The 26468-nt window shown below is 49.5% G+C and carries 22 protein-coding genes; 19 read left to right on the top strand and 3 right to left on the bottom strand.

Features of this window, described 5'->3' with window-relative positions:
* The first annotated feature begins 106 nt into the window (after positions 1–106).
* Positions 107–1078, top strand: coding sequence for a transposase (locus LK536_RS45905; protein WP_227795847.1), 972 nt, complete (start codon positions 107–109; stop codon positions 1076–1078).
* A gap of 146 nt (positions 1079–1224) precedes the next feature.
* On the opposite strand, the gene LK536_RS45900 is transcribed toward LK536_RS45905, so the two are convergent.
* The gene (locus tag LK536_RS45900; RefSeq protein WP_227795846.1) at positions 1225–3123 is read right to left on the bottom strand and encodes a PfkB family carbohydrate kinase; all 1899 of its coding nucleotides are present in this window, start codon (positions 3121–3123) and stop codon (positions 1225–1227) included.
* A 309-nt stretch (positions 3124–3432) separates the two neighbouring features.
* Here LK536_RS45900 and LK536_RS45895 point away from each other — a divergent pair, with 309 nt between their 5' ends.
* From LK536_RS45895 to LK536_RS45850, 10 genes are read left to right on the top strand one after another with little or no spacing between them, the layout of a single operon-like run.
* The gene (locus tag LK536_RS45895) at positions 3433–4641 is read left to right on the top strand and encodes an ABC transporter substrate-binding protein (protein ID WP_227795845.1); all 1209 of its coding nucleotides are present in this window, start codon (positions 3433–3435) and stop codon (positions 4639–4641) included.
* Between the two features lie 21 nt (positions 4642–4662).
* On the top strand, positions 4663–5583 hold the full coding sequence (locus LK536_RS45890) for an ABC transporter permease subunit (RefSeq protein ID WP_506092173.1): 921 nt from the start codon (positions 4663–4665) through the stop codon (positions 5581–5583).
* Between the two features lie 16 nt (positions 5584–5599).
* Positions 5600–6565: a branched-chain amino acid ABC transporter permease gene (locus LK536_RS45885; RefSeq protein WP_008719927.1), complete on the top strand. Its 966-nt coding sequence runs from the start codon at positions 5600–5602 to the stop codon at positions 6563–6565.
* A gap of 3 nt (positions 6566–6568) precedes the next feature.
* Complete coding sequence (locus tag LK536_RS45880) at positions 6569–7858, top strand: nickel pincer cofactor-dependent isomerase, group 22 (protein ID WP_227795844.1); 1290 nt, start codon at positions 6569–6571, stop codon at positions 7856–7858.
* A 2-nt stretch (positions 7859–7860) separates the two neighbouring features.
* Positions 7861–8640 carry an ABC transporter ATP-binding protein gene (locus LK536_RS45875; RefSeq protein ID WP_008719923.1) on the top strand — a complete coding sequence of 260 codons (780 nt, stop codon included), beginning with the start codon at positions 7861–7863 and terminating at the stop codon, positions 8638–8640.
* Positions 8641–8642: 2 nt separating this feature from the next.
* Complete coding sequence (locus LK536_RS45870; RefSeq protein WP_008719921.1) at positions 8643–9353, top strand: ABC transporter ATP-binding protein; 711 nt, start codon at positions 8643–8645, stop codon at positions 9351–9353.
* 1 nt (position 9354) lies between these two features.
* Entirely contained in the window at positions 9355–10182 is an 828-nt protein-coding gene (locus LK536_RS45865; RefSeq protein ID WP_120055156.1) for a BtpA/SgcQ family protein, read from the top strand.
* Between the two features lie 28 nt (positions 10183–10210).
* Entirely contained in the window at positions 10211–11122 is a 912-nt protein-coding gene (locus LK536_RS45860; protein ID WP_227795843.1) for a ribokinase, read from the top strand.
* A gap of 25 nt (positions 11123–11147) precedes the next feature.
* Positions 11148–12332, top strand: a complete 1185-nt coding sequence (locus LK536_RS45855) for a mandelate racemase/muconate lactonizing enzyme family protein (RefSeq protein ID WP_227795842.1) — start codon at positions 11148–11150, stop codon at positions 12330–12332.
* Between the two features lie 14 nt (positions 12333–12346).
* Entirely contained in the window at positions 12347–13324 is a 978-nt protein-coding gene (locus LK536_RS45850; protein WP_227795841.1) for a nucleoside hydrolase, read from the top strand.
* Between the two features lie 113 nt (positions 13325–13437).
* Here the strand turns inward: LK536_RS45850 and trxA are convergent, their stop codons facing one another.
* Both trxA and LK536_RS45840 read right to left on the bottom strand, forming a co-directional pair.
* Positions 13438–13755, bottom strand: a complete 318-nt coding sequence (trxA, locus tag LK536_RS45845; RefSeq protein WP_227795840.1) for a thioredoxin — start codon at positions 13753–13755, stop codon at positions 13438–13440.
* Positions 13756–13916: 161 nt separating this feature from the next.
* Positions 13917–14354, bottom strand: coding sequence for a rhodanese-like domain-containing protein (locus tag LK536_RS45840; RefSeq protein WP_227795839.1), 438 nt, complete (start codon positions 14352–14354; stop codon positions 13917–13919).
* Between the two features lie 191 nt (positions 14355–14545).
* Here LK536_RS45840 and LK536_RS45835 point away from each other — a divergent pair, with 191 nt between their 5' ends.
* From LK536_RS45835 to LK536_RS45800, 8 genes are all read left to right on the top strand, one after another.
* Positions 14546–15967 carry an ABC transporter ATP-binding protein gene (locus LK536_RS45835; RefSeq protein WP_025485492.1) on the top strand — a complete coding sequence of 474 codons (1422 nt, stop codon included), beginning with the start codon at positions 14546–14548 and terminating at the stop codon, positions 15965–15967.
* Positions 15964–19977: a glycosyltransferase gene (locus LK536_RS45830; protein WP_227795838.1), complete on the top strand. Its 4014-nt coding sequence runs from the start codon at positions 15964–15966 to the stop codon at positions 19975–19977. Before LK536_RS45835 ends, LK536_RS45830 begins: the two co-directional genes overlap by 4 nt.
* A gap of 93 nt (positions 19978–20070) precedes the next feature.
* A complete protein-coding gene (locus LK536_RS45825; RefSeq protein ID WP_331472158.1) occupies positions 20071–20781 on the top strand; it encodes a nucleotidyltransferase family protein in 711 nt (236 codons plus the stop codon).
* 63 nt (positions 20782–20844) lie between these two features.
* Positions 20845–21915: a GHMP family kinase ATP-binding protein gene (locus tag LK536_RS45820; protein WP_008719911.1), complete on the top strand. Its 1071-nt coding sequence runs from the start codon at positions 20845–20847 to the stop codon at positions 21913–21915.
* A 16-nt stretch (positions 21916–21931) separates the two neighbouring features.
* The gene (locus LK536_RS45815) at positions 21932–22510 is read left to right on the top strand and encodes a D-glycero-alpha-D-manno-heptose-1,7-bisphosphate 7-phosphatase (RefSeq protein WP_227795837.1); all 579 of its coding nucleotides are present in this window, start codon (positions 21932–21934) and stop codon (positions 22508–22510) included.
* A gap of 14 nt (positions 22511–22524) precedes the next feature.
* Positions 22525–23157, top strand: coding sequence for a D-sedoheptulose-7-phosphate isomerase (locus LK536_RS45810; RefSeq protein ID WP_474912679.1), 633 nt, complete (start codon positions 22525–22527; stop codon positions 23155–23157).
* Entirely contained in the window at positions 23147–23932 is a 786-nt protein-coding gene (locus tag LK536_RS45805; protein WP_025485500.1) for a glycosyltransferase, read from the top strand. Before LK536_RS45810 ends, LK536_RS45805 begins: the two co-directional genes overlap by 11 nt.
* A 24-nt stretch (positions 23933–23956) precedes the next feature.
* Positions 23957–26383, top strand: coding sequence for a glycosyltransferase family protein (locus tag LK536_RS45800; RefSeq protein ID WP_227795884.1), 2427 nt, complete (start codon positions 23957–23959; stop codon positions 26381–26383).
* The last annotated feature ends 85 nt before the right edge of the window (positions 26384–26468 follow it).

Genomic DNA, 26468 nt, shown 5'->3' with positions numbered 1-26468 from the left:
TTTTTAGTGCAGACCCGGTATAATGGAACCAGATATCAATGCTATTTTGGGGAAATGTGCATCTTCCTGTATTGTCTTATGTTATGAATGGAAGAAAGGACGATGTATGGGTCAGAAAGACATTTCCCTGGTCCGCTACTTTGATGACCGGGCGCGTTATGCGGATTTAATCAATGGTTTTATTTTCTGTGGGGAACAGGTGGTTTCAGAAGACGATGTGCAGGAGATGGATTCCAATGTTACCGGTGTATTCGGGAAACTAAGGAATCGGTTCATGGTACAGAAATACCGGGATTGTGTCAGGAAAATCATCTTTGACACGGGTTTTGCGATTGTTGGGATTGAAAATCAGGACAAGGTCCACTACGCCATGCCTGCTCGTATCATGCTAGAAGATGCAGCCGGCTATGACAAGCAGCTGCGGCAAATAAGAAAGCGTCACCGTCGAAAGCGTGACCTAAGGGATGCTGAGTATGTGGGAGGATTTGCAAAGCAGGATAAGGTATATCCGGTTGTTACCATATGTATCTATTTTGGGAAAGAGCCATATGATGGGGCAAAAGAGCTGTTCCATATGATGGATTATGAAACACTGCCTGACCGGTTCCGGGGAATCCTGAACAATTATAAGATTCAGGTGCTGGAACTCAGGAACTTTGAGGACATTGACTGCTTTCGGACTGACTTGAGGGAAGTGTTTGGGTTCATCAAACATTCTAATGACAAGAAAAGCGAATGGGAATTCGCAATTCAAAATGAGGATGCATTCAAGTGTCTGGACGAGGATGCGTTTGATGTGATTGTGTCAGTAACGGGTTCTGCTGAACTGGAGCAGGTAAAGGATATGTACTGTGAGGAAGGAGGAAAAATCAATATGTGTGAGGCAATACGCGGGATGATAGAAGATGGAAGGATTGAGGGGGTTAAACAGGGAATTGGACAAGGGCTTAGCGCGCTTGTGGAGGTATGTAAGGAGTTTGGGCTTCCAAAAGAAGATGTGGTTTCCAAGGCCAAGGAAAAATTTTCCCTGTCTGTGGATGAGATGGAGGATTTGATTGACAGATACTGGGATAATTGATAGGGATTGTAAGAAATCCAAGGATAAATCCTGCAGATGATTGTGGATGCAGGGAAAGGGTATCCTGCGGAACTGATTGAAATAGTCTTGTAGCACGCTATAGCGCCGCCCGGTGTAAACACGCCGGGCGGCGCTGGTCTATTATATTAATCTATTTTAAGTAAGTCATTGTTAACTTTGCTGATATAAGATTCAAGGGAGGCCTTGTCTGCCAACGCTGTGATGACCCCTTGTCTGGAGATACAGAATCCGGCGGCGTAATTGGCAATCTGGATGGCCTTATTCAGGGAATAGCCATACTGAAGATAGGATACCAGAGTACTTATAAAGGCGTCGGAACCGCCGGTCGTGTCAATTGGAATAAATTCTGCTGCATCATAATACTTGGATTCAGCGTCATTCATCAAAAAACAGCCATGGGACCCCAGTGTGATGATGACTGAGTGAAAGCCGTATTGGAGGAAATGTTTTCCCTGTTCTTCAGGACCTGTCAGGTTCCCGCTTAACCTTAGGGCCTCTGTCCTGTTAGGGATGAAGATATCAATCAGGTTTGTCTGCAGTTTGTCCAGCGAGGTTAGAGCTACAGGTTTTACAATCGTTATACAATTATTCATCTTGGCTATCTTCAGGGCCTGGTTGACAGCACTCATGGGTATTTCTGTGGATATGATACAGTACTGGGCTCCTTTAAAAATACTGGCATTATTGTTGACAAACAGGTCGTCCGTCGTGTTGTTGGCACCGTCTAAAGTGGAGATTGTACTCTCGCCGTCTTCCTGCACATATATATATGCCTTTCCTGTAATTTCATTCTGATCCCTGCGTATATAGGCGGTATTGACCCTGTTGCTGTTTAAGGTGGAGTAAATCCTGTCGGCATCCGAATCATTCCCAAGACGTCCAAGGAGTATGGCGTTGTGTTTTAACCTTGCAATACCGACCGCGTAGTTTGTGCCTTTGCCGCCCACTGAGATGGAATAATTATTGGTATGGGAAGCTTCATTGGGTTTGGGGAAATGTTTTACATTCAGTGTGGTATCAATGTTCATGCTGCCCAGCACAATGATATTCTTTTCCCTGCCCAGGGCTGGTTGGGCGATGGTCACATTGTTAATCGGCGGGATGTCCGGTATGAAATTTTTCTCATCCAGGGAGTTGAGTTCACAGTAGTCAACCGCCTTGTTGGCAATAAAACGGCCAAAATCCCTGTAGGGGACAGGTATGATTGAAAATTCCGGAAACTCCGGCTCCTGGTCGGCGCTGCTGTTAATGGCAATCAAAGATATATAATCCGGTATATGGCGCTGGCATGCATCCAAGGTCTTATAAATCATCAGGGCGGTCCGTATGTCAGGGGTAATCAGTGCAGTAATATTATGCAGATTCAGATAATTAATTAATTCGTTGTGATGATAGTTGTATATCAGATCTGCGTTGAAGGTCAGGGATTGTTCATACAGACCCATTTTATAACCTTTTATGATGCCGTCAAGCATGTCCGATGGCTGGGAATGGACCAGGGCAATGGTACGGTGCTCGGCCTGAAAGAGTTCTTTTACTGCATGGGAAGCATATTTGGAATAGTCAATGCAGAAGGCTTTTTCATATGCGCAGTTAATTAAAAAGACCTTCAGGCCATTCTGTTCAAAATTCCCATAATTCACAAGACTTTCTTCATCCAAAGGTTCCCATATGACCGCGTCCACATTCTGGGAACATATAAAATGGATATTCTTTGTTTCTTCTTCCGGCGTCCGGCCATTCTTTAAATATAAAAGATGATATCCCCGTTCCTCCAGTGCTTCGGTTAATCCATCCAGGAATATTGAGTTGGCGGTATTGTACTTAAGAAGGGCAGCCACGGTAAAAGATTTGCGCTGGGTGGATTTTGTGAATCTGGCATATGGCGTATAGTTATATTCTTTTACGATTTTCAGTACCTTTTCTTTTGTTGCGTCATTAATGGAATCATCCTTCCCATTGATGATCTTAGACACGGTTGAAATAGAGACTCCGGCCATGGAGGCAATATCTTTAATATTCATAAGACATCCCTTTCCGTAATTACGACTTAAAATCTATCCATATAGTACCATTATATCACGAAAAATAAAACTGTAAAAAATAAACCAGCCCAAGGGGGAGAAATATGAAAATAAATAATTGACTATAGTATATTGACAAAACAGGAAAGTAATGATATAAAATAGTTAGGAAAATACTTTCGGAAAGTATTATCTTATATAAAATATACAAAATATGTCGATGCGCGCAAATTCGATGAGGGGGTTTTATTTTTACTTTATCTGTAGGAACAAGGTTAACAATTATTAAGTTGGAGAAAGGAAAGGATTATGAAAAAAATTTTGGGGACATCAATGGCATTGATACTTACTTTTGCATTAACTGCCTGCAGCGGGAATCCTGCGCCGAAAGCTGACGCGGGAAAGGGCAGTGAAGTACCGGCAAAGGAAACTACGGCAGAAGCCGTCAAGGGGGACACAATCAGGATTGGTATTACCACGGCCCTGACAGGTCCGTCACCTCTTAATGGTCAGAGGACCAAGGAAGGGGTGACAATGGCCGTGGAAGAAATCAATGCCAATGGCGGCGTTGCAGGAAAGACATTGGAGGCGGTGATTGAGGATGACGGGGCCACAACCAGCGGGACCATGAACTCTGTCAATAAATTATTATCGGAAAATGTTGTTGCACTCATAGGCCCGCATATGAGCAGTAATGTAGTGGCTGTCCAGGAGCAGTTAAAAAACCAGAAGATGCCTTTCCTGTATGGAGGGTCCTCGCCGACACTTCTGGACCTTAACAATGAATATGGCTTCAGGGTAAGGCCATCAGACTCCCTGGCATGTAAAATTGCATGCAAATATTTAACGGACAAGCTTCAGTGCAAGAACATCGGCATGATCTTCGACAATGATAACTGGGCTACCTCGGCCAAGGATGTGGTTGAAGCCACATTGAAGGAACAGGGAGTGGGCTTTATCAGCGAAGGTTATAATACGGGAGATAAGGATATGACCGGACAGCTGACGAAGTTAAAGAACAGTGGGATTGATGCGCTGATCATCTGGGGGCATGATGCGGAAATTGCTATTATTGCAAAACAGATTAAAGAGGTGGGGATTGACACGCCAATCATGGGCAGCGCCGGTTTTGCCATGAGTACGGTTCTTGATTTGATTGACCCATCCGTATCGGAAGGAATCTGCTCGGTAAGTGAGTTCACGCCATATTCGGATGACGAGAGGGTATCTGGCTTTGTAAAGAGATATCACGAAAAATACAACTCAGACCCGGATTTATACAGCGCTGCTTATTATGATGCGGTATATCTGCTGAAGGATGCCATTGAACGTGCTGGCAGCACGGAACCGGATCAGCTGAGGACGGCGTTGGCTGAGACAAAAGGGCTTGCGGGCGTCATGAGTACTATGACGGCATCTGATAAAGGCGAGATGATCCATGAGATGAATATCTGCCAGGTAAAAGATGGAAAGGCATATGTGATTGAGAGGATTTTTGAAGACGGATATGAGCAGTAGGCCATACGCACTGGGCGTCTGATGGACGGACGCCTGGTGCACAACGCAGGGAAGAGGTTGGATATGCAGTCAATATTACAATTGGTTATTAATGGTTGCGCCTCAGGCTTCATTTATTTTCTTGTGGCATTTGAGATAACAATCATATACAATTCATCAGGCCTGATGAACTTTTCCCATGAAAAATTCATCATATTAGGAGCGTATGTATTTGGCGGCCTGTTTGTGAAAATGATGGGCTTTAACCACATTTTTGCAGTTATTTTTACATTGATTTTCATGGCGGTATTTGGAGCGGTTGTGGCCCTGGGGATTTTCAACCCCTTAAGAAACCTTCCGTCCAATGTGTTTGCCATATTCGGAACTGTCTTATTGTCAAAGATACTAACGGAGTTAGTAAGGATTACGTGGGGCGCAGCTCCTTTCAGCATTCCTGGATTCCTGACAGGATATCTTAAATTCGGTTCCCTCTCGATTTCCAATGCAAATATCTGTATCATTGCCATGGCGCTTATTTTTCTCTATCTGCAGAACCTGTTTTACTTCAAGACAAAGCTGGGGAAGGCCATGCGGTGTGTGAACCAGGATAAGAAGGCGGCAGGCTACATGGGAATCAATGTCCAGAAGTGCAATATCATCACCATAGCCATGAGCGCCAGCGTGTGTGCAGTTATCGGCATGCTGATTGTTCCTATTTACAATGTGGATTTATCCATGGCGGGAAATATTGCCACAAAAGGTTTCATTGCATGTGTGGTGGGCGGATTTGGAACCATTCCCGGAGCAATCATAGGAGGACTTTTTCTGGGAATCCTTGAGAATATGTATACATATTTTGGCCCTGCTATCTATAAGGATGCCGTGTCGTTCATTGTATTTATCATCTTCCTGCTGATTCGTCCCAATGGAATATTAGGCAAGGTTAAGATTACCAGGTCGTAAGGAAGGAGATAAGTAAATGGATAGGAAAAAGAATGGCAAAAGGTCTGCTCTTCTGGCTCTTTGCCTGCTGATGGCAATTGGATTGCCGTTTTTAAGCCGTAATAACTATAACCAGATACTGATGAACCAAACGATTGTTTATATCATAGCGGTTCTGGGATTGAATTTTACGATGGGACTGTCAGGACAGTTTGACTTTTCGCCGGCAGCGATTTTTGGACTTGGTTCTTACATGACCGGACTTTTAAGTGTAAAGCTGGGGATTTCCCCATGGCTTGGAACCATTGCCGCGGTCCTGTTCGGCCTGGTGATTGGTGTTATGATTGGATATCCAAGCCTGAGGCTTAAAGGGGTGTATTTTGTTCTGGCCACTTTGGGGTTCCTGGAAGCGACCAGGCTCCTTCTGACCAATATGACATGGCTCACCGAAGGTACAAACGGTGTTGCAGGAATACCGTCCTATCAATTAATCGGAATCAATTTCGGGAATCCCAGGAATTTTTATTATCTGGCATTGTTTTTCATGATAATTGCAATGGTCATTTCCAAACGTGTCATTGATTCAAAATGGGGCAGGATGCTCATTGCCATAAAAGATAATGATGTGGCGGTGGAGGGATGTGGGATTGATAAGGCCTCCATAAAGATTAAGGCATATATACTTGGATCCTGCTTCATGACTTTTGCAGGCGCCATGAACGCCCATATGTTCCAGTTCATCCATCCATCTGACTTTAATTTTGATTTCACGGTTAAATTCATCATGATGCTGATGCTGGGCGGCCTGGGTACGATTCCCGGCTGTGTCATGGGCGGGATTGTTGTCACCATCCTGCCGGAAATGTTAAAGTTCCTGGGGGAATATTATTGGCTGGCATTCAGTACGCTGATGCTGATCATGGTCATGTTCATTCCTTATGGTTTCGTATCTGTCCCTGAGTTTGTAAGGTCAAAAATAAAAAAACACAGGGGAAGGGCGTAGGCTATGAAGGACAGGGAGTTGTTTGAGAGGCTGCTTAAGGAAGTGGAGCTGCCGGATTTTTCCCTTATGGAAATGAGGCAGGATCAACCGCAGCTGACGGATATAAAAGCGGCGTTGGCGGAAGAGCTAAAACATTGTACTGCGATGCGGAAAATCAAAAAGGATGACACGGTGGCAATTGCCATGGGAAGCAGGGAAATCAATGGGCTTGCGGATATTGCGGAGACACTGATCGGTATCCTTAAGGAAAAAGGAGCTGCTCCGTTCATTGTCCCGGCCATGGGAAGTCATGGCGGGGCAACTGCCCAGGGACAGAAAGACGTATTATATCATTTGGGCATAACAGAAGAGCGCCTGGGGGTGCGGATTGCATCTTCCATGGAGACCGAGGAGATAGGCACCAGCAATCAAGGATTTCCGGTATGTATGGATAGTCTGGCATTCCATGCAGATCATATTATTCCGATTGCCAGGATTAAGGCCCATACGGAATTCAGGGGGCCTTATGAAAGCGGTATATTAAAAATGCTGGTCATCGGTCTGGGTAAACAGTATGGGGCGTCTATCTGCCATAAACTGGGTTTCCCTAATATGAGCCGCAATCTGCAGGAGTTCGGAAAGGTCATCCTTGAAAATGCGCCTGTGCTGATGGGAATTGGTGTAATAGAGAATGCCGGACACCGGGTTGCACGTATAGAGGCTATACCCGGAGAGGAGATACTGGAAAAGGAACCAGGGCTTTTAAGATATTCTAAATCCCTTCTCCCAAGAATCCCGTTTGACCATCTGGATGTGCTTTTGGTGCAGGAGATGGGGAAGGAAATCAGCGGAGCGGGAATGGATACAAATATAACAGGGCGTTCCTGCGTGTTGGGAGAGGATTGGCCCCATGCGGAAAAGATATGTGTATGGGACCTGACGGAAAAATCCGGTGGAAATGCAGCGGGTATGGGGAATGCGGATGTGATAACGGAACGGCTTCATAAAAAGATAGACTTTACCCCGGTCTATGTAAACGCGGTCACGTGTCACGATACCCAGGGAATCCGTCTCCCGGTTGTGATGGAAACCGACGAACTGGCTTTGAGGATGTGCCTCTATACATGTATCCGCCGGGATGCAACCAGGAACCCAAGGATTGTGATGATAAAAAACACAGCTGATTTAAGGCAGATATATATATCAGAAGCTTTATTGGAGGAAGCTGGCCATGTGGAACAGCCCCAAATGCTTAAATACGTGGGAAGCATGGAATTTGTGGATGGCGGATTTAAGGGCTTTAGGAGGAGGTAAAAATGGGTGCAATTCTGAAAATCGAACATTTGTCCAAGTCATTTGGCGGATTAAAGGCGGTCAGTGATTTTTCCATGGATGTTGAGCAGGCCTCGATTCATTCCCTGATTGGTCCCAACGGCGCCGGGAAAACAACCATTACTAATTTAATTTGCGGGGAAATCCACCAGAATGAAGGCAATATATTTTTTAGGGATGAAGTGATTGATAAGTATAAGGTTTACCAGCGGGCGGGAAAAGGCATTGGCCGGACCTACCAGAATATCAGGCTTTTTGATACCTTGACAGTAATGGAAAATCTGAGCATAGCGGCTAAGGTGACAAATAATTATGGGATGCTTCAAACCATGTTTGTCCCCCGTCTGAACCGGGCGGAACAGAAAGAACGGGATGAGAAGGCTATGGAAACATTGGACTTCATAGGCCTTGGGCATCTTGCAAATGAAAAGGTACACAGTCTTCCTTATGGGAACAGGAAGGTATTGGAAATCGGGCGCGCCCTGGCTACAGACCCTGACCTGATTCTTTTGGATGAACCGGCTGCCGGATTAAACCCATCTGAGCGCAAGGGCCTTACTGATATTATAGGGAAAATTCATGAAAAAGGCATTTCCGTATTTATGATTGAACACAACATGGATGTAATCATGGCAATCAGCAGCAGAATCACAGTCCTTAATTTTGGTAAGAAGATTGCAGAGGGAACCCCGAAGGAAATCAGGGACAATCCTGAGGTCATAAAGGCGTATCTGGGTGATAGGTATAAGGTAAAAGAGGTGTAACCATGCTGGAAATCAGTAATTTGAATGTGTTTTATGGTGAGGTACAGGCCTTAAATGATGTGAGCCTGACAGTGGGGGATGATGAAATCGTGTCCATCATCGGAGCCAACGGAGCAGGAAAATCCTCCCTGATGACAACGATAATGGGAGACAACAGGCCGAAATCAGGGCAGATCATATATAATGGTAAGGATATTACCGGCATGCATACCCACAAGATAGTGGAGGAGGGAATTGTATACGTTCCGGAAGGCAGGAGGATTTTTTATGAGCTGACGGTACAGGAGAACATAGAGATGGGGGCTTATTCCAGAAAGCTGTCATCCAGGCAGCTGAAGGATGAAATGGATGGGGTGCTGGACATATTTCCACGTTTGAGGGAACGGCTGACCCAGGCAGGCGGGACTTTGTCAGGCGGGGAACAGCAGATGCTGGCCATAGCCAGGGGACTGATGTCCAATCCCAGATTACTGATGTTGGATGAGCCGTCCCTGGGACTTGCGCCTATTATTGTGGATGAGGTTTTTGAGGTAATCCAGTCAGTGAACAGCCAGAGGAAAATTCCGGTAATCCTGGTGGAACAGAATGCCTTCATGGCGCTGAATACATCCAGGCGTACGTATATCCTGGAATTGGGACATATTACTGCGTCCGGTTATAGCAGGGAATTGCAGCAGAGCGATGAGGTGAAAAAATCATATTTAGGAGGCTGACATGAGACAGTTACAAAGTATATTCCGCGAGAAAAAACCCATAATCGGCATGGTACATCTGAGACCGCTTCCAGGTTCACCCATGTATGACCCTGCATCCATGGATATGACGAAAATATTGGAAATAGCGGTTGATGAAGCAAAAAAACTACAGGATGCGGGAGTTGACGGGGTTCAGGTGGAAAATATGTGGGATATACCCTATAACCGGCCTGAAGATATTGGTTATGAGACAGCGGCAGCCCTTGCGGTAGGGATTTACGAAGTAGGGAAACATGTTTCCATACCGGTGGGGGCTGAGTGCCATATGAATGGTGCCGAATGTGCCATGGCGAGCGCTGTTGCAGCAGGGGCCAGATGGATCCGGGTGTTTGAATGGTGCAACGCGTTCATTTCCCAGTCAGGGTTTGTGAATGGGGCAGGGGGAAGGGTGTCCAGGATGAGGGACCGGCTGAAAGCGGGGCATATCCTGGCTTTGTGTGATGTGAACGTAAAACATGGGAGCCACTATATCATCCATGACAGGAGTGTAAAGGAACAGGCAATGGATATAGAAGCCCAGGGCGGGGACGCGGTCATTGTTACCGGCTTTGACACAGGAATGCCTCCTACGGTAGATAAAGTCCTGGAATGTAAAGCTGCAATCGGGATTCCGGTCCTTCTTGGAAGCGGTCTGGCAGAGGAGAATATTACGGAATTGCTGTCCGCTGCCGATGGGGCGATTGTGGGCAGTACGTTTAAGGCGCAGGGAAAGTGGCAGAACCCTGTGGATTATTACAGGACAAAAGCATTTATGGACCGGGTGGTAAAACTGAGGGATACATTGTAAACATGACCTAGAATGGGGATGGGGATATATGGCAACAAAGGTTATAAATATAGGAAGCGCGAATATAGACGAAATCATGTCCGTGGAACATTTTCCTCTTGTGGGGGAAACGAAATACACACCATATTTTTGTAAAAAGTTGGGAGGGAAGGGCGCCAACCAGGCGGTTGCGGCGGCCCGGGCAGGCGGTCATTGTTTCTTTCTTGGCAGTGTGGGCATGGACGCGAACGGAGGGATTATCAGAAAGAAACTGTCAGACAATGGTGTGGACATAAACCACCTCCTTTGCATGGAAGGGCAGGAAACAGGCATTGCACAGGTTTGGGCTGACGGTGAAGAAAAGAATATGATTATCTGCTTTCCGGGAGCCAGTCTGGGAAATGAGGCAGAACAGCTGCAAAAACTGGAAGAGATTGCGGGCAATGGGGATATATTCATGATAACGCTGGAATACGGCAAGGCGTTCATTGCATCAGCCATAAAAACTGCCAGGGAAAAGGGTTGCACAGTGGTAGTTGACCCTTCCGGGGATTTAGACATATTAAAGGATAAAGGGATTGCCGGATACATAGATATCGTAAAGCCTAATGAGGTGGAGACAGAACAGCTGACAGGAATTGGGGTAACGGATCAGGAATCGGTTGTGGAAGCCCTGGTGGTATTGGAACACATGGGGTTTAAAATACCAATCATTTCCCTTGGCGCCAGGGGATGCTGTGCCAGAATCCATGGGGAGATTACCTTTTTGGGAACGGATGAGATAAAGGCTGTGGATACTACCGGAGCAGGCGATGCATTCCTGGGGTATCTGGCCGCAATGCTGTCCAAGGGGGAAACACTTGCAGCGGCACTGAAGACAGCTAATAAGGCGGCTGCCATCAGTACCACAAAGCTTGGTGCAGCAGAGTCTGTTCCATATATAAACGAAATCTGCCGGTAAGGCATTGAGTGATTGGAGATTTGAAATGAAGATTACAAGTGTGGATGTAATTAAGGTCGTGAAGGCAAGAGGGACGAATCCATCTGTTTTCACACCTATCTGTGTCAGGATTAATACAGATGAAGGAATAAGCGGCTATGGGGAAGCCGGACTTACATATGGTGATGCGAACCAGGCAGCGTTTGGTATCTGTCAGGATTTCTCCCGGCTGATTATTGGAAAGGACCCGTTTGATACGGAAGCTATTTGGGAAAGTCTGATGCGCCTTACATTCTGGGGAATGGGAGGGGGAAGCGTTATCTGGGCCGGCATCAGTGCCATCGATATTGCACTGTGGGATATCAAGGGTAAAGCATTAGGAGTGCCCTGTCATAAACTGCTGGGAGGGAAAACCAACCGGAAACTTAAATGCTATGCAAGCCAGATCCAGTTTGACTGGAGTCCGGTCAGCAGGGCAATGATTATGCCTGAGGACTATGCCCAGGCAGCATCCAAGGCCATGGAAGAGGGGTATCAGGCTGTAAAGGTTGACCCCATTGGCTACGACCTGGAAGGTAATTGGCTGAAGTCCACCAAGACAGGTTTCCTGTCCTCATCGGAACTGGACCTGGCTTACCAGCGTGTGAAGGCAATCCGGGAAAGGGGCGGAAGGGGGCTGGAAATCATCATAGAACTCCATGCACTGACAGACACAAAGTCGGCTGTCCAGCTCATTGAAAGATTGAGGGACCTGGAATGCAGTTTCGTGGAAGAACCCACCATGCCGCTGAATCCTAAATTAATGAAAAAGATATCGGACCAGACAGCCATGCCATTAGCTGCCGGTGAACGCATTTACACACGCTGGGGGTTCAGGCCGTTTATAGAAGATGCATCCCTACAGGTGTTACAGCCGGATATGGGGAATTCAGGCGGGTTTACGGAGACTAAGAAGATATGTGACATGGCCCATGTATACGATATCGGAGTACAGCTTCACATCTGTGGAGGCCCCCTGGCTACGGCGGCAGCGCTTCAGCTGGAGGCAGCCATACCGAACTTTGTTATCCATGAGCACCATGCGGTGGCGCTGATTGACGACAATATCAAGCTCTGTAAATACGATTACCAGCCAGTTGACGGTTATTTTGATATACCTGAACTGCCTGGAATCGGTCAGGAATTATCAGAGTATGCGCTGGAAACATCTGATATCGTAAGGATTGAGTGAAAATGGTGATATGAATGAAGAAGCGGATTATTTTAGGTGTGGACACGGGCAGTGACGATGCGGTGGCGCTTATGTATGCCTGCATGTCACAGGAGTTTGAGGTTCTGGGGGTAATGGTTTCTTATGGGAATCAGCCCCTTGCATATACGCTTAAGAATACATTGAAAATCAGGGAATTAATCGGCGGTAGTTTTAAGGTTTATAAGGGCAGTGCAGGCCCTCTGGTGGCAGACCTTCTCCCGGGCAGCCGCCTGAACACGGATATACAGTCTTTTGAAGGAATCGTTGATGGGAAGGCCGTGGCTGTGCATCAAAAGGAGTTTGACCTGCCTGAACCGGAAGGAAGGGAAGAAAGGACTCCGGCAGTCATCTGGCTGATTGACACATTGATGAATAGCAGGGAACCGGTTACATTGGTCCCGGTCGGCCCTTTGACGGACATAGCGCTTGCCCTTAAGATTGAACCGGGAATCTGCAATCAGATACAGGAGATTGTCTGTATGGGAGGCGGCGTACATGTGGCCAACATGACACCCTGTGCGGAAATCAACTTCTATAATGATCCGGAGGCAGCCAAGATCGTATTGGAATCAGGAATCAAAACAACTTTGATAACATTGGATGCCACCCACAGTTCCTGGTTTGGCTATGAGGAAGCTGGGAGGATAAGGAAGACCGGGAGCCTGGCCGGTGCATTTGCCGCTGATTTATTGATTAACCGGATTGATGCAGCTAACCGGTTGGGGGCCAGGGCCGTAAAAAAGAGTGCACTCCACGATGTGCTGGCTGTCATGTACGTGAGTCATCCGGAAGTGGTGACGGAAGTGGTGCGCCAGAAGTGTGATGTTGATGTGGGACATGGTTATGCCAGAGGCGGACTGTTTACGGATGACCGGGCGTCAGCGTCAGCAGAAAATCCGGTTTATATCGCGTACCGGGCTGACAGGGACAGGATGTGCAGTCTGCTGGAACAGGCGCTGGTGCGCGCTTGAAAGTCCGGTATGGTTAATGGGTTCAATATGGTTAATGGGTTTAATAAAGACAACCGGCCGGCATTGCTGCCGGCCGGTCAATTATATATAATTATAAAAAAGAAGAGGGAGCATTATTTATTCTGTGCAATCTCGTTTCCCATATCAGCCTTTGAAACAAGACCAACGGACTTCCCGACAATCTGGCCTTTCTTCATATAAAGAAGGGTGGGGACGCTCATTACCTGGAAACGGGATGCCAGGTCAATCTCCTCGTCGATATCAACCTTGTAGAAATGTACTTCCGGATGTGTCTCAGCCATGCTTTCCACAACCGGGGTAAGCATCTTACACGGACCACACCATGTTGCGAAGAAATCAACTACTACCAGATCCTCACCAGCGTTTACTGCCTGATCAAATTCACTTTTAGATAAATGTTTTACTGCCATAATAGAACCTCCTGATTTATATTCATTAATATTATTTCTTATATTGGTTATAGCATACCACATTTTGGCGTATAGTTATGTGACAAAGGTCACGAAACATTCATTCTTAAATCTAATATATTATTATCTGCTGTTAAGCTTGACTTATGAAAATATGGATTTTAGTCCTCTGTCACTGTTTCATAAGGCCAATCCACAATGCCTCCGAAATCATAGACATTCTTATATCCGATTTCCAGCAGCTTATCCGATGCCTGTTTACTGCGGACTCCGGTACGGCAGTGGACCAGAAGGACTGCGTCTAAATCCGGAAGTTCCTCGGGCTGTGTGTCCCTGATTCCTTCATTGGGAACAAGGATGCTGCCTGGTATGTGTCCGGCCGCATATTCGTCTTCCCTGCGTACATCAACCACGGTCACGCCGCCTTTATCCATCATCGCTTTGGCTTCTTCTGCTGAGATTTTATGATAGACGCTTTCGCCCTGTGTGGCCATATTACCCTGGCCTGGTGCTGCGCCGGCACTGTTGGATGTGCTGCAGGCTGTCAATGCCGCGGTACAGAGAAATGCCGCCGCTATGAGATAGGTCCATTTCGTCATTTTACGCCTCCTCTTTCTGTAATTAATTTTGATACAGTTGTTACTGTAACTATAGTATATACAGTTGCATTTGTCAATAGGTAATCCTTAACTTTTTTTGAAAAATATTGTTAGAGGTATAAAAATCCCACATTCTATGCTATACTTATGCCTAAAGTGGAAAAGTATGCAGTATTAGGATGGAGACAGTTATGCCAGATAGAGAAAAGGACAGTGAGTACGCCATTAAGGTCGCGGACGTGACCAAGGTATACAGATTATATGAGAAACCCATTGACCGTCTGAAAGAATCCATGAGCATTTCCCATAAGAATTACCACAGGGATTTTTATGCACTGAACCGGCTTTCCTTCCATGTGAAGAAGGGGGAGACAGTGGGAATCATCGGAACCAACGGTTCCGGCAAGTCCACTATATTGAAAATCATTACCGGGGTATTGACGCCCACCACGGGAGAGGCCAGGGTGGACGGTAAGATATCGGCCCTTCTGGAGCTGGGCGCTGGTTTTAATATGGATTATACAGGAATTGAAAATATATATATGAACGGCACCATGATGGGATACACGAAAAAGGAGATGGACGCCAAGCTTCAGGATATCCTGGACTTTGCGGAAATCGGGGATTTTGTGTACCAGCCGGTCAAGACTTATTCCAGCGGTATGTTTGTACGGCTGGCTTTTGCGTTAGCCATCAATGTGGACCCGGAAATCCTGATTGTGGATGAGGCATTGTCCGTTGGCGATGTTTTTTTCCAGTCCAAGTGTTACCGCAGGATGGAGGAGATACGTAAGAAGGGAACCACCATCCTGATGGTGACCCACGATATGGGCAGTATCATCAAATACTGTGACAAGGTCGTGCTTCTTAATAAAGGGGAATTTGTGTCGGAAGGCGCTCCCGGACATATGGTGGATTTATATAAGAAAATACTGGCTGGCCAGCTGGATTCGCTGAAAGCGGAACTTGAGAAGAAAAACGAAGTGGAAATGTCTGATTTTTCCGGCGGCATGGAGATGGGGCAGGAAGGCGCAGAGGCCGGAGGGAAGCCGGATGGCTCCGGACGGAAAGGGACGGGCGCCCGGCAGGACGGCAGTGCCGCACATGGCAAAGGCCTTATGAAGGACCAGCTGACCATTAATTATGACAGGACGGAATACGGGGACGGCCGGGCTGAGATTTATGACCTGGGCCTGTTTGACGAACGGGGCAATCTTACCAATCTGCTGTTAAAAGGGGAAACCTTCACCATCAGGGAATGCATCCGTTTTAATACGGATATCCAGGCCCCCATTTTCACCTACACCATCAAGGACAAGAAGGGCAGCGACCTGACAGGGACCAATACCATGTTTGAAGGCGCGGATATAAAGCCGGTGAAGCGCGGGGACGAATACACGGTGGAATTTTCCCAGAAAATGACGCTTCAGGGAGGGGAATATCTCCTGAGCATGTCCTGTACGGGCTTTGAGCACGGAGAACATGTGGTCTATCACCGCCTGTACAATGTGACGAATATTACGGTCATCTCCAATAAGAACACGGTGGGTGTCTATGATATGGAATCCCAGGTGAAGGCGGAGAAGAAAAGCTGTGGCGGAGGACATTCATGAAGGATATCAGTTATGAAATCTTAGATCTGTTCAAGACATATGGCAGTACCCGGGAAGGCATGGACCAGGCCCTGGAACAGGATGAACGCCCACAGGTGCTTCACGCCCTTTCGCCAATCCGGGAAAACCTTCTGGAATGGCTGGATCTGACCGGGCAGGAACAGGTCCTGGAGATCGGCTCGGGATACGGCGTGTTTACCGGGCTTCTGGCAGAGCGCTGCGCCCACGTGACCGTGGTGGATGACAGGGATGAGAACCTTTTAGTGAACCGGGAACGGAACCAGGCAAGGGGAAATATAACTTATGGGCTGGAAGCCGGGGAAGGCCTGCCGGACAGAGGAGACCTGCCGGACAGGGGAGACCTGGAAGGCCGGGAGTCATTGTATGACTGGGTTTTCCTTGTGGGACCCGGACGTGAGGAACCGCTTGAGGAAACGGTCCGCAGGGCCGCAGGATATCTGAAGGACGGAGGCAGGCTTGTATTTGCCTGTGAAAATGCAATGGGCCTCAGGTTCCTGGCGGGCGGTGACCATGACGGCGAGGAGGCATCCTATACAAAGGGCCGCCTTTTGTCTGCATTTCATGAAGCCGGTTTTACAAGTATGGAATTTTATTATCCCATGCCGGATTACCGCCTTCCTGTATCCATTTATTCGGACCGGTATCTTCCGGGCAAGGGCGACATCGCCCATATGGACGTATCCTATGACAGGCCCAGATATGCCTGCCTGAATGAGGAAGAAGTTTATGACATGCTTTTGGAAGAGGGGGATTTCCCCAGGTTTTCCAATGGCTTCCTTTTGATTGCGTCAAAGGAAGCGCCTCTCCAGAAGACGGTTTATGTAAAATATAACCGCACCAGGAAGCAGGGCTTTCAGATACGCACCAGCATTCTGGAAGAAAATGGAACACGGTATGTGGAAAAGGCGGCCCTGGACAGCGAGGGAAGCTGGCATATCCTTTCCTTTGCAAAGAAATACGCCCAGCTGAAGGCATTTAACCCGTCGGTCCGTGTACTGGAGCCGCTGCTGGCAGAGGACGGCATGACGGTGCGGTTCCGGTTCCTTCGGGGGATTACCCTGGCAGAGGAGCTGGGCAGCCGGATCAGGAACGGAAAGGCTCCGGTGGAGGATATCCGGGCGGCCATGAAGGTGATTTTTGATGTGGACAAGGACCAGACCATGCCATTTGCCGTGACACCGGAGTTTACGGAGGTCTTTGGGGAAATACCGGATATAGACGACATTTCCTATAAAGTAAGTAATATAGACGGATTGTTCGAGAACCTGATGCTTGTGAAGGGGGATGCGGATGACCGCGGACCGGCTAAACAGGCTGGTCCGGCAGGGGATGAAAGTCTCTGCTGTCTGGACTATGAGTGGGTATTCGATTTCCCGGTCCCGGCCCATTTCGTACAGTACCGCAACCTTGCCTACTTCTATTATAAATACCAGGGGCTGCTTAAGTACCCGGGTCTGGAGGGATTTCTGGAGGAATTTTCCATATCCAGGCAGATGGCGGCGCTGTATGCATCCATGGAAGAAGCCTTCCAGTCCTATGTGCACGGGGATGGCAGCCAGGGATATCTGGCAAGGTACAGCCAGAAGGTTACAGGCCTTAATGAGTTAAAGAAGACAGATGGAGAGCTTACCAAGGCCAGGGACAGGATAAACGCGCTTCAGGCAGAGGTGGAGGAAAAGAATTTCCAGATACGCAAGGAGCAGGAAGTGCAGCGCCTTACCAACAATCATGTTGCCAACCTGGAAGTGATGATTAAGGATTTACGCCATGAGATTGAGGAACTGGGCAAGCTGGCCACTTATTTAAACGGACATGAGGCCCTGATATTCAAGGCGCGCCGCAGGCTGGGCACCCAGGTCAATAAGGCGTTTCCAAAGGGGACGAAAAAGCGCAAGGTCCTGAATTACTGCTTTAATACGGTTAAGCATCCAATCCGCTATGGCAGGCTTTACGCCACCAGCTCAGGGCGCAACCAGATTGACGGGGATTTTAAGATAGGAGAGGACTATCTTAAGTATGGCAGGCTTATATTCCCGCAGGTGCCGGGACAGGGCGGGGAAGGCCCGGATGGCTGGGACGGACCTCTGGTTTCCATTATAATCCCATGCTATAACCAGGTGCATTATACCTATGCGTGCCTTCAGTCCATCCTGGAATTTACAAAGGATGTGACCTATGAGGTGATTATTGCGGACGATGTGTCCACGGATGCCACGGCCCGTCTGGGGCAGTATGTGGAAGGCCTGGTTATCTGCCGCAATGAGACCAATCAGGGCTTTTTGAAAAACTGCAACCAGGCGGCCAGGGCGGCCAGGGGCAGATACCTCATGTTCCTGAACAACGACACCAAGGTGACTGTGGGGTGGCTTTCCTCCCTTGTGGACCTGATTGAATCGGATGACACCATCGGAATGGTGGGATCCAAGCTGGTTTACCCGGACGGGCGTCTCCAGGAGGCGGGCGGGATCATCTGGAGTGACGGTTCCGGCTGGAACTATGGGCGTCTGGATGATCCGGACAAGGCAGAATACAATTATGTAAAAGATGTAGACTATATATCAGGCGCAGCCATCCTTTTGTCCACCGCGCTGTGGAAGCAGATAGGAGGCTTTGACGAACGGTATGCCCCTGCGTACTGTGAGGATTCAGACCTTGCCTTCGAGGTGAGGAAGGCGGGATACCGGGTCGTGTATCAGCCCCTTTCAAAGGTAATCCATTTTGAGGGAGTGTCCAATGGCACGGATGTAAACGGAGCCGGGCTGAAACGCTACCAGGTGGAAAACAGCAGGAAGCTTAAGGAGAAATGGGCGGAGGAATTGAAACAGCAGTGTGTCAATACCGGCAATCCCAACCCCTTCAGGGCAAGGGAGCGCAGCCAGGGAAAGGAAATCATCCTGGTGGTGGACCATTATGTGCCCACGTTTGATAAGGACGCTGGTTCCAAGACCACGTACCAGTACCTGAAAATGTTCCTGAAAAAGGGTTTTGTGGTAAAATTCCTGGGAGACAACTTCCTCCATGAAGAACCATACTCCACCACGCTCCAGCAGATGGGCATAGAGGTTCTGTACGGGGATGGATATGCAGCCGGCATCTGGGACTGGCTTAAGACAAATGGGGACGAGATGGACTATGCATATCTGAACCGACCGCATATTGCCACCAAGTATGTGGATTATATTAAGGATTATACGAAGATGAAGGTCATCTATTACGGACACGACCTTCATTTCCTCAGGCTGGGCAGGGAGTATGGGCTGACCGGGGATATTAACATCAAGCGGGAGGCGGATTACTGGAAATCAGTGGAGCTGACCATGATGCATAAGGCGGCGGTTTCCTACTATCCGTCCTATGTGGAGATAGATGCAATCCATGCCATTGACGGAAGCATCAACGCAAAGGCCATTACCGCATATGTCTATGACACGTTCCTGTCCGGTATACAGGATGACTTTGCTAAGAGGGAAGGCCTTCTGTTTGTGGGTGGCTTTGCCCATCCCCCCAATGCGGATGCGGTTTTATGGTTTGCAAAGGAGATATTCCCTGCCATCCGGGAACGGATCCCGGGCATACGGTTCTATGTGGTAGGCTCGAAGGTGACAGAGGAGATACAGGCGCTTGGCCAGGAAGAGGGGATCATCATAAAGGGCTTTGTCAGCGAGGAAGAGCTGGAGGCGCTTTATTCCACCTGTAAGCTGGTGGTGGTCCCGCTGCGTTACGGCGCAGGGGTCAAGGGCAAGGTGGTGGAAGCCATTTATAACGGCGCCCCCATTGTGACCACATCCACGGGTGCGGAGGGGATACCGTTTGTGGAGACCGTGCTGGAGATTGCGGATGAGCCGGAAGCATTTGCGGACCGGGTTGTGGGGCTTTACAATGATAATGGGCGCTGCCGGGAATTGTGCCGCAGGACCCAGGATTATATTAAGAAGCATTTCAGCATGGACGGCGCCTGGAAGGTGATTGACGAGGACTTCCGGGTGTGATTGTGAGGATGGACCGGTGTGGCTTTCAGTCTGAAAGCCAGGAATCCCATGTTCAGCTGTACAGCTGTACACATCACAGGAAGAAGGAGGAGTATGATGCAGGCAATACTTTTGGCCGGAGGCCTTGGGACACGGCTTCGCAGCGTGGTAAGCGACCGGCCCAAGCCAATGGCCCTGATTGAGGGACGGCCTTTCATGGAATACGTTACCAGGGAACTGGTGCGCAGCGGCATGACGGATATCATATTTGCCGTTGGATACAAAGGAACCATGGTGGAGGAGTATTTTGGGGATGGGGAGCGGTTTGGGTTTCACGCCTCCTATGCCTATGAGGAAACCCTGCTGGGGACGGCGGGCGCAATTAAGAACGCGGGACGCTTTGTCACGGAGGAAAGGTTCTTTGTGCTGAATGCGGATACATTTTACCAGATTGACTATACACGCCTGAAGCGGCTTCAGGACTCGCTGGATCTGGACATGGCCCTGGTGCTGCGGGAGGTGCCGGATGTGTCCAGATACGGCCAGGCCATCCTGGATGGGAAGGGATTCCTGACTGCATTTAACGAGAAAACAGAGGAAACCAGGATGGGCACCATCAACGGCGGCATTTACCTGATGAGGCGCAGCCTTATGGATACCATACCCGAGGGCAAGGTATCGCTGGAAAATGACATGATCCCAAAGTGGTTAACAGAGGGGAAAGGCCTGGGAGGTTTTGTCAATGACGGATACTTCATTGACATCGGGATCCCGGAGGCATACCGCCAGTTCCAGGAGGATGTGAGGAACCAGGTGGTGGTTTAGCCTATGTAATTGCCGGGAAACCCGGTATGTTCATATACGGAAGGTATACGGAAGGAGAAACATATGGTAATCAGAGGAAGGGCGCCTCTCAGGGTAAGCTTTGGCGGAGGCGGGACGGACGTAGCGCCATTCTGCGTGGAGCAGGGAGGCGCCATCATCGGCAGTACAATCAATAAATACGCGTACTGCTCCATTGTTCCCAGGGAGGATGACCAGATTATTGTCAATTCCATTGATTTTGACATGACGGTCAAATATAACACCAATGAGAATTATGTCTATGACGGAAAACTGGACCTTGTGACAGCGGCCCTTAAGGCCATGGATATCAAGCAGGGATGCGAGGTATACCTCCAGTGCGACGCGCCTCCGGGTTCCGGCCTTGGAACCTCATCCACCGTCATGGTGGCCATGCTGATGGCCATGGCCCGGTGGAAGGGAATCATGATGGACGCGTATGCCATGGCTGACCTGGCTTACCAGGTGGAGAGGATTGACCTGGGCATAGACGGCGGATACCAGGACCAGTATGCGGCTGCATTTGGCGGCTTTAATTTCATTGAGTTCCATGGGCGCAATAATGTGGTGGTGAATCCGCTGCGTATCAAGAAGGATATCATCCACGAACTCCAATACAACCTGCTGCTGTGCTACACGGGTAAGATACACGTGTCTGCCAACATCATCAAGGACCAGGTGCAGAACTATGAGAAAAAGGACAGCTTTCAGGCCATGTGCGAGGTAAAGGCCCTGGCCTATGCCCTGAAGGATGAACTTTTAAAGGGCAACCTTCACAGCTTTGGGAAGCTTCTGGACTATGGATGGCAGAGCAAGAAGCGCATGAGCGCCAAGATCACGACGCCCCAGATTGATGAGCTTTACGATGAGGCCCTGAAGGCAGGGGCGCTGGGCGGTAAGCTTCTGGGCGCTGGCGGCGGCGGTTACCTGCTTATGTACTGCCCGTATAACGTGCGCCACAAGGTGGCGGCCAGGATGGAACAGGTGGGCGGTCAGCTGGCTGACTGGAACTTTGAACTGCGGGGCGCCCAGAGCTGGGTCATGGACGATGACAGATGGCAGTATGATCAGGTCAGTGTCCATATGCCGGATGGGGAATATAAGTTTGACATATAAAGGACGGTTAAAAGCCATGGAACGGGTTGTTTTTTTAGACAGGGACGGGACGCTGAACGAAGAGGTCTGCTATCTCTACAAACCGGAGGACCTGCACATACTCCCGGGGGTTAAAGAAGCGCTGAGGATGTTAAAAGCGGCGGGATACCGTCTGGTGGTGGTGACCAATCAGGCGGGTGTGGCCAGGGGTTATTACAGGACGGAGGACGTAGAGAAGCTTCACCTGCATATGAACCAACTGCTGGAGCGGGACGGGGCCGGTATTGATGCATTTTACTACTGCCCCCATCACCCGGTGCATGGAATTGGACCATATAAGATACAGTGCCGGTGCCGCAAACCCGGAACCGGGATGTTTGAGATGGCCGAAGAGCGGTTTGACGTGGATAAGGCCCGCTCCTTCATGGTGGGCGATAAGCTGCTGGACGTGGAGGCGGGGAAGAATTATGGCCTTACATCCATCCTGGTGGGAACCGGATACGGCAGGGAACAGCACGAAAAGGACATGCGCACAGGGGTAAGCCCGGCATATGATTTTTATGCGGAGGACCTGCTGGTTGCTGCCCGGTGGATTGTAGAGAAAGGACAGGTGTGAATCCCATGAGGGAAATGGAATATCTGGAGGAACTGACCGGAAGGTATCCGGTGCTTGATGCGGTGAAGGCGGATGTCCTTGCTGCTTATGAGATGATGAAGGAATGCTATGAGCATGGGGGAAAGGTCCTCATTGCGGGAAATGGTGGAAGCTGTGCTGACAGTGAGCACATCGTGGGGGAGCTGATGAAGGGATTTGTCAAGCGCCGTCCGGTAGCCGGGGAATTTGCTGACGCATTGAGGGCAGCGGACCCGGTGCGGGGCGGGGAACTGGCGGCACATCTTCAGGGAAGCCTTCCGGCCATTGCGCTTACCGGGCATATATCCCTGTCCACTGCATTTTCCAATGATGTGAATGGGGAACTGACCTATGCCCAGCAGCTTTACGGTTACGGCAGGCCCGGGGATGTGTTCATAGGAATCTCCACTTCGGGCAATGCTAAGAATATCATGTATGCATTGGCGGTGGCAAAAGCTGCGGGCATCAGGACAATCGGCCTTACGGGCAAGGACGGGGGAGAGCTTGGCAGGGCCAGCGATGTGTCCATCGTGGTGCCGGAGCAGGAGACATTTAAGATCCAGGAATTACATCTGCCGGTTTACCATACCCTCTGCCTGATGCTGGAGGAACATTTTTATGAAGTATAAGCATGTGTTTTCCATATGCGCTTACAAGGATTCGCCCTATCTGGAACCGTTGATCCGCTCCCTGGTTTCCCAGAGCGTACCCAGCCATATCATACTGTGCACCTCCACCCCCAGCCCATACATAGACGGACTGGCGTGGAAATACGGCATCCAGGTATTCGTAAGGAACGGCGAAAGCAATATAAGGGATGACTGGAACTTTGCATATGAAATGGCGGACGGTGAGCTGGTCACCATTGCCCACCAGGATGACATGTACCATAAGGAATACGTGGAGCGGCTTCTGGCCGCCTACAGGGCATATCCTGACATGACCGTGTTCACCACGGACTATGTGATTGTGAAAAATGGACGGCTGATCACAGGTGACGCCATGCTGTGGGTGAAACGTATCCTCCGCCTTCCGCTGCGGGTTCCGGCCCTGAATGACCGGGCATGGATTAAGAAAATGTCCCTGATTTTCGGCAATCCCATCTGCTGTCCTGCCACAACCTATCAGAAGAAACTGCTGGGCACACCCCTGGTGCGATCGGAATACAGGTTTGCCCTGGACTGGGATAATTTATATCAGCTGGCCTGCGAAAAGGGACGGTTTATCTGTGACGAGCGTCCGCTTCTGTATTACCGGGTCCATGATGAAGCCACCACCAAGGCGTGTATCGTGGGGGGCAGGAGGGCAGAGGAGGAGGAGGCCATGTTCAGGCGGTTCTGGCCCGGGCCGGCTGCCCGGCTGCTGATGCATTTTTATAAAACTGCTTATGGTGAATATGAGTGATGAAAAAAATTAAGGATTCTGAATATGAAGGGTAGCAAAAGGGGGAATCTGCTTCTGGCAGTGCTGTTGGGGCTGACAGGAGCGTTTCTTATCATATCGTATTACAAAGTGATGGCCGGGCCTTTAAGGAGTGTCCTGGAGTCAAAAGCCACATGGATCATGTTTGGGGAGGTTGCGCTTGTATTTGCATGGAACCTGTTCTGGCTCAGGAAGGCTTATGGCGGGAATGGGAAAGCAGGCGGCAAAACGGGTGGGAATGGAAACCCGGTCGATAAAATATCCAGAGCCGGGAATACAGGAAACTCCAGAACCTGCTGGCTTTGTGTGGCTGGCGGCGCGGCGGTTTTTACCTGGTGCCACCAGATCCTGGTGCCGATTGCCGTATCCGGCCTTTATGTGGCGGTCCTGATTCTCTGGGGAAGATGGATCCACCGCTTATTTGCTTGGAAAATCCGGCAGTCATCTGTTGAGGAACTGTCCATGTCCCTGGTGACCGGAAGCGCGTTCTGGATGGTGATTGTGTGTCTCATATCCCTGACAGGCCATGGCGGGATCAAGCTCTGGCGTGTGCTGGCGCTGGTTCTGGGCGGTGCGGCAATTGGGGCGGAGGCGTATCTGGCTGTCCGAAGAGGCCGGATTGGGCAGAAGATGCCGGGAATGCCGGAGGTGCCAGGTATGCCGGAGGTGCCGGGTATGCGGGGGACTTCGGGTATGCCGGGGATGCCAGGGACGCCGGGATGTCTGCGGCGGCAGTCCGGTAAGACCTATCCATGGCTTCTGGCATTTATCATCACCATGGTCCTGATTCAGGCCGGACGTCTGAATATAGAGCTGGATTATGACTCCCTGCATTATGGGCTGCGCTCGGCATTCGTGCTGGACAATGGGAAGGGGATTTATGAAAACCTGGGTATGATTAATCTGGTCTACACCTACAGTAAGGGACTGGAGGTGCTGGCCCTTCCATTGAGCGGCACGCCTACCTATGGATTTGTGCTGGCGTTTTCCCTGTGGATGACAATTGCGGTCCTGGTACTGGCAGCGTCTATGGTAAGGCGCAAAAGGGGGCTGGGAATGGGGCTTTTTGCGGCGGCTGTGCTTTCCTCCATCCCGGGAATCATGAACATGGCTGCCACGGCCAAGAGCGATATCATCACATTGCTGCACCAGCTGATCATATATGACTTCCTGTGCCGTGCATTTGAGAAAAAGGAAAGGACGCCATGGCTTCTCATGGCGGTGGCAACCTATCTGCTGACCCTGGTATATAAGCCCACGGCCCTGGTATTTTCAACCGCCCTTGGGGGAACCGCCCTTATCTGTCTCATGGCCACAGGCAGGTTCAGTCTGGGAGATAAAAAGGGATGGCTTCTGCTTCTTTTTCCAGCAGGCGCCGCAGCCGGGTTATGGTATCGCACATGGCTCATGACCGGGGTTCCGGTGACTTCCATATTTGCCGGCTTTTGTGAGCGCTTGGGATGGAAGGTCAGATACCCCTTCTCCTTCAGCCATGTGATTGGGGACCCGTCCATGCTGACAGCCGGGGAAAAACTGGCCCGCCTGGGCAGGCGTCTTGGGGAAATGCTTACGGCTCCTGTCTCCGTGGACATGGACCATGTGGTCATTGCCTGGGGAACCGGACTTGTGACACTGTTCCTGTTTATATGGAGTGTTTCTGCCATAAGGGGCAGAAAGGCGCGGACGCCCTTGGAAGTATTTGACAGGGTTTTGATGGCTGTCATGACACTGGGATGTATTGCCAGCATTTACACACTGTCCCAGGTGGATGGCAATTATTTCATCCTGTTTTATTCCCTTTTGGTCATCATTTCCATGAGGATGGAAGGAAGCCTGTTGGGCCGTGGTACGGCTCCTGACGGAATGCATGGACTGGGACGTGGGATCGGTATGGCGGTCATCTGTTTCATGATAGTGAATGTCCCGCTTACATGCCTGACCAGCTGGGCCGGGCAGCCTGGTTTTACGCCGGTGCGTTTAAAGCATATGGGATATTATGACCACCGGAGGGAGGCGCGTCAGCGCGACCTGGAAATAGGGTGCATGAACCTTGTATCCGGCTTTTCACCAAGGACAAGGGTGCTGGCGTTCGGGAACCATCCGGATGTCCTGGATATATCCTGCAGTGTACAGAGTTATTACGATGTCACTGGCAGCGGAGGCAATGTATATCTGGTGAAAAGGCTTAAATATTTTGAGGAATTCCTGGAATATGCGGGCACAGAGTATTTTTTTGTGGAAAAAGGATATCTGGCAGCGCAGCCCCGTGCCCTTGAGATGATAGAGGATATGATAGAAGAGGGCAGCCTTACGGACCTTAAATATGAGTGGGGCAATCTGTCGGCCAGGGTCACGCTGCCGCCGGTATTGCCTGCGGATCCGGAGGCGGCGGTAGGGGATTTCCGCAATAATTACAGTTTTTCATCGGACTGAAGTCATGACCATGTTCCGGCGTAGTCCTTTCCGGGCGGCACTGACATGGACACCGGAGAATTTACGCAGAAGGTACTGCAAAGGA

The sequence above is a fragment of the Clostridium pacaense genome (genome assembly GCF_020709765.2).
Classification (GTDB): domain Bacteria; phylum Bacillota; class Clostridia; order Lachnospirales; family Lachnospiraceae; genus Enterocloster; species Enterocloster hominis.
This window is presented reverse-complemented; position numbering and strand designations above follow the sequence as displayed.